5 protein-coding genes and 1 pseudogene are annotated in these 4042 nt (G+C 71.8%); all 6 read left to right on the forward strand.

Annotated elements, in window-relative coordinates; all coding sequences use genetic code 11:
- Positions 1-27 precede the first annotated feature (27 nt).
- Complete coding sequence (locus AC30N0_RS11775) at positions 28-1800, forward strand: serine/threonine-protein kinase (protein ID WP_489518102.1); 1773 nt, start codon at positions 28-30, stop codon at positions 1798-1800.
- Positions 1797-2189, forward strand: a complete 393-nt coding sequence (locus tag AC30N0_RS11780; protein WP_489518103.1) for a TssQ family T6SS-associated lipoprotein — start codon at positions 1797-1799, stop codon at positions 2187-2189. The genes AC30N0_RS11775 and AC30N0_RS11780 overlap by 4 nt, the downstream gene beginning before the upstream one ends.
- 27 nt (positions 2190-2216) lie before the next feature.
- Complete coding sequence (gene ybgC / locus AC30N0_RS11785; protein ID WP_489518104.1) at positions 2217-2642, forward strand: tol-pal system-associated acyl-CoA thioesterase; 426 nt, start codon at positions 2217-2219, stop codon at positions 2640-2642.
- Positions 2639-3319, forward strand: coding sequence for a protein TolQ (gene tolQ, locus AC30N0_RS11790; protein WP_489518105.1), 681 nt, complete (start codon positions 2639-2641; stop codon positions 3317-3319). Before ybgC ends, tolQ begins: the two co-directional genes overlap by 4 nt.
- A gap of 7 nt (positions 3320-3326) precedes the next feature.
- Complete coding sequence (locus tag AC30N0_RS11795; RefSeq protein WP_489518106.1) at positions 3327-3755, forward strand: ExbD/TolR family protein; 429 nt, start codon at positions 3327-3329, stop codon at positions 3753-3755.
- Positions 3756-3768: 13 nt separating this feature from the next.
- Positions 3769-4042, forward strand: a pseudogene (locus AC30N0_RS11800) (cell envelope integrity protein TolA); the annotation flags it as partial.

Raw genomic sequence — 4042 nt, forward strand, 5'->3', positions numbered from 1 at the left:
ATCGGCCCCGTCACTTAAGCTGCGTCCGTGAGCAGTTCGATCCCGACGCCTTCGGCCACGGGCGACACCGAACCGGGGCCGCCGCCGAGCCTGCCCGGCGTCGCCCTGTGGGGCGATTCCGACCCGCCCGTGGCCACGGGCGTCTCCGGCTTCGCCGGTCTCGTGTCGGCGCCGGCGACGCAGCTGCCGACGATCGGCCACATCGGCCGCTACGCGCTCAAGTACCAGCTCGGCGAAGGCGGGCTCGGCACCGTCTTCGCGGCGCACGACCCGCTGCTGTCGCGCCTGATCGCCGTCAAGACGCTGAACGTCGAGGTGCCCGAATCGGAGCGCGAGTCCTTCAACGCCCTCTTCATCAACGAAGCGCGCGCTGCCGGCGGTCTGAGCCACCCGCACATCGTCACCGTCTTCGACGCCGGCATCAGCGACAAGCGCGCCTACATCGCGATGGAGATGCTGAACGGACGCGACCTGCGCCAGCTGCGCCAGGAAGGCTGGCGGGCGACGCCGGCCCAGGCCGCCCTCATCGTCCGCCGCGTCGCCGATGCCCTCGCCTTCGCGCACTCGAAGGGCGTCATCCACCGCGACATCAAGCCGGCGAACATCTTCATGGTGGGGCGGACGCAGCCGCGCGTGCTCGATTTCGGCATCGCCCGCATCGCCCACCACAAGAACGACACGGATCCGCACTCGGGCGCCGGTTCGCCTTACTACATGGCACCCGAGCAGTTTCGTGGCGAGGCGGCCGACCGCCGGGCCGACGTCTTCTCGCTCGGCGTCGTCCTTTACGAGCTGCTCACGGACGCCAAGCCCTTCCGCGGCGAATCGCTGAAGCAGATCCGCGACGCGGTGCTCACCCACGAGCCGCCCCTGGCGAGCAAGGTCGACCCCCACGTGCCGAAGGCGCTGGCGCTGATCGCCGCCCGGGCCCTGGCCAAGGACCCGGGCCAGCGTTTCCGCTCGGCCCGCTCCTTCGCGCGCGAGCTGCGCGCCTGGCTCGATGCCAACCCGGTGAACGCCGAGGGCGAGAGCGTGGCCCCGCCCCGGGCAGCGGTGCCGTCGGGCCGCCAATCCCTGCTCCGGGCCGGCACCGTGGTCACGGCGCTCGCGCTCGCCTGCGCGGCCACGACCCTCTTCTGGTGGCAGGCGCAAGGCCAGGCACCCGCCGCCGCGGGCGTTGCCGCCGCTGCAGCCACGGTTGCGCCGCTGCGCTCCGCCGTCGTGCCGGAGCCGGCACCGCTGCTCGCCGCCGCAGCCGCTTCGGTGCCGCCCGCCGCGCCAGCGCCGGCCGAGAAGGCGGCAGCGCCCGCTGCCCGGACCGATGCCGAGTCGCTGCAGAGCCAGGAGGCCATCCTCTCGGTGAGCCTGGGCCTGCTCACGCTCCGGCCGCTGCCGGCACCCGGCGAGACCGCCGCAGCAACGCCCCTTTCCGGCGCGCCGTTCACCGCGCCGACGGCGCTCGCTGCGGCGCCGATGCCGCCGGCCGCTCGCGAGTCGCCCAGGGACGCACGGGCACGCGAAGGCCGGCCGCGCGAGCTGCGCACGGTCGAGGCCAGGCTCGGTGCCACGCCCTTGCCGGCGGCCCCGCCGACCGGCACCGTCCGAATGGCGATCAGCCCCTGGGGCCATGTCGAGGTCGATGGTTCGCCTGCCGGCGCGGCGCCGCCGCTGACCGAGCTGACGCTGCCCGAGGGCCGGCACCAGATCGTCGTCCGCAACGGCGACTTCGCCCCGTTCGTCGCCTCGGTGAACGTCGCGGCGGGCCAGACCACGTCCCTGCGCCACAAGTTCGGCCTGTGAAGGGTCTTGCGCTCGCCGCGCTAGCATCGGCGGCCTGGCTTCTCTCGGCCTGCACGCTGGGGCCGCCGGCGCCGGTCGGCGTCGTCGACCTGAGCGCGCGGCCTGCCGAAAGAGCGCTCATGGCGGGGCTGAAGGCCTATGACGACGCGCAGTACGAATCAGCGGAACGACAGTTCAGAAATGCCCTCGCGGCCGGCCTGGCCGCACCGAAGGACCGCGCCGAAGCGCACAAGCGCCTGGCCTTCATCCACTGCGCCGCGGCCCGCCTGGTCGAGTGCGAGGCCGAGTTCCGCCGGGCGCAGGCGGCCGACCCTGCGTTCGCACTCGATGCTGCCGAGGCTGGACACCCGGTCTGGGGCCCCGTGTACAGGCGTCTCGCACCGCGCTGAAGAGCGTCGGCGGCAGGCGCGCCGCCGATGAAGAGCGCCGAGGTCGTCCATCGCCAGCCGATCCGCGTGTACTGGGAAGACACCGATGCCGCGGGCATCGTCTTCTACGCCAACTACCTGAAGTTCTTCGAGCGCGCCCGCACCGAATGGCTGCGCAGCCGCGGCTTCGAGCAGGAACGGCTGCGCGCCGGGGCCGGCATCGCCTTCGTGGTGACCGATACTTCGCTGCGCTGCATCCTTCCGGCGCGGCTCGACGACCTGCTCGACGTGACCGTCTCGATCGGGCATCTCGGCCAGGCCAGCCTGCAGATCGCCCAGGAAGCCTGGCGAGCCGATCGCCTGCTCGCGTCCGGGTCGATCCGGATCGGCTGCGTCGAGCTCGGAACCTTCCGGCCGTGCCGCATTCCCAACGACATCCGACTTTCGCTCGCTGAGCCCATGCCCCCTCGATGAACCAGGACCTCTCGATCTTCTCGCTCGTCATGCAGGCGAGCATCGTCGTGCAGGTGGTGATGGCAGGCCTCCTCCTCGCCTCGCTGGCGAGCTGGACCGTGATCTTCGGCAAGCTGTTCGGCTTGCGCGGCATCCGCGCCGCCAACGACGAGTTCGAACGCGAGTTCTGGGCCGGCCGCAACCTCAACGACCTCTACGCCGACGCAAGCACGCCGGCCGCCAGCTCGCCGATGGAGCGGATCTGCGCCTCAGGCATGCGTGAGTACTTCAAGCTGCGCGAGAAGCGCGTCGTCGACACGGGCGCCCTGCTCGAGGGCGCACGGCGGGCCATGCGCGCCAGCTTCCAGCGCGAGCTCGACACGATCGAGTCGAACCTGTCGTTCCTCGCCTCGGTCGGATCGGTCTCGCCCTACGTCGGCCTGTTCGGCACGGTGTGGGGGATCATGCATGCCTTCATCGGCCTGTCGAACATGACGCAGGTGACGCTCGCGACCGTCGCACCGGGCATCGCCGAGGCGCTCGTCGCGACGGCGATCGGCTTGTTCGCCGCGATCCCGGCGGTGATCGCCTACAACCGATTCGCCCGCGACATCGACCGCATCGCCATCCAGCTCGAGAGCTTCATCGAGGAGTTCTCGAACATCCTGCAGCGCAACGCCGGCGCTCTGCCCAAGTGAGAACGACATGCCCGCGGTGAGCATGCGCGGCCAGCGCCGCCGCACCATCAACGAGATCAACATGGTCCCGTTCATCGATGTGATGCTGGTCCTGCTGATCATCTTCATGGTCACGGCCCCGCTCATCACCACCGGCACGGTCGACCTGCCCAGCGTCGGCAAGTCCGGCAAGCCGCCCACCCGCTTCGTCGAGCTGCAGATCGGCACCGACGAGGCCCTGCGCCTGCGCGTCGACGGCAAGGAGATCGCTCGGGCCACGCTCGCCAACCTCGCCGCGCAGGTGGCCACGGCGCAGGCCGGCGACGCGGCGACGCCGGTGGTCATCGCTGCCGACCGCAACGTCAAGTACGAGAGCGTCGTCAAGGCGATGGACGTGCTGCAGCGCGCCGGCATCCAGCGCGTCGGCCTCTCGGTGAAGAGCGGCGCCGCGCCATGAACGGAGGGCGCCGATGAACACGGCCGCGATGGAGCGCGACCTGTTCGCGCCGCGGCCGCCGAGGGGCATGGGGCCGGGGCTGGTGCTCGCCCTGATCGCCCACGGCCTGCTCATCCTGGCGCTGGCCTGGAGCGTGAACTGGCGCGCCAGCGAACCGGCCGGTGTGATCGCCGAGCTGTGGTCGGCGACGCCGCAGGTGGCGGCGCCGCGAGCCGCCCCGCCCGAGCCGGTCCCGCCCCGGCCGGAACCGCCCATGCCCAAGCCGCAGCCGGCGCCGCCGCCGCCGC

The organism is Rhizobacter sp. (genome assembly GCF_031412495.1).
Classification (GTDB): Bacteria; Pseudomonadota; Gammaproteobacteria; order Burkholderiales; family Burkholderiaceae_C; genus Schlegelella_A.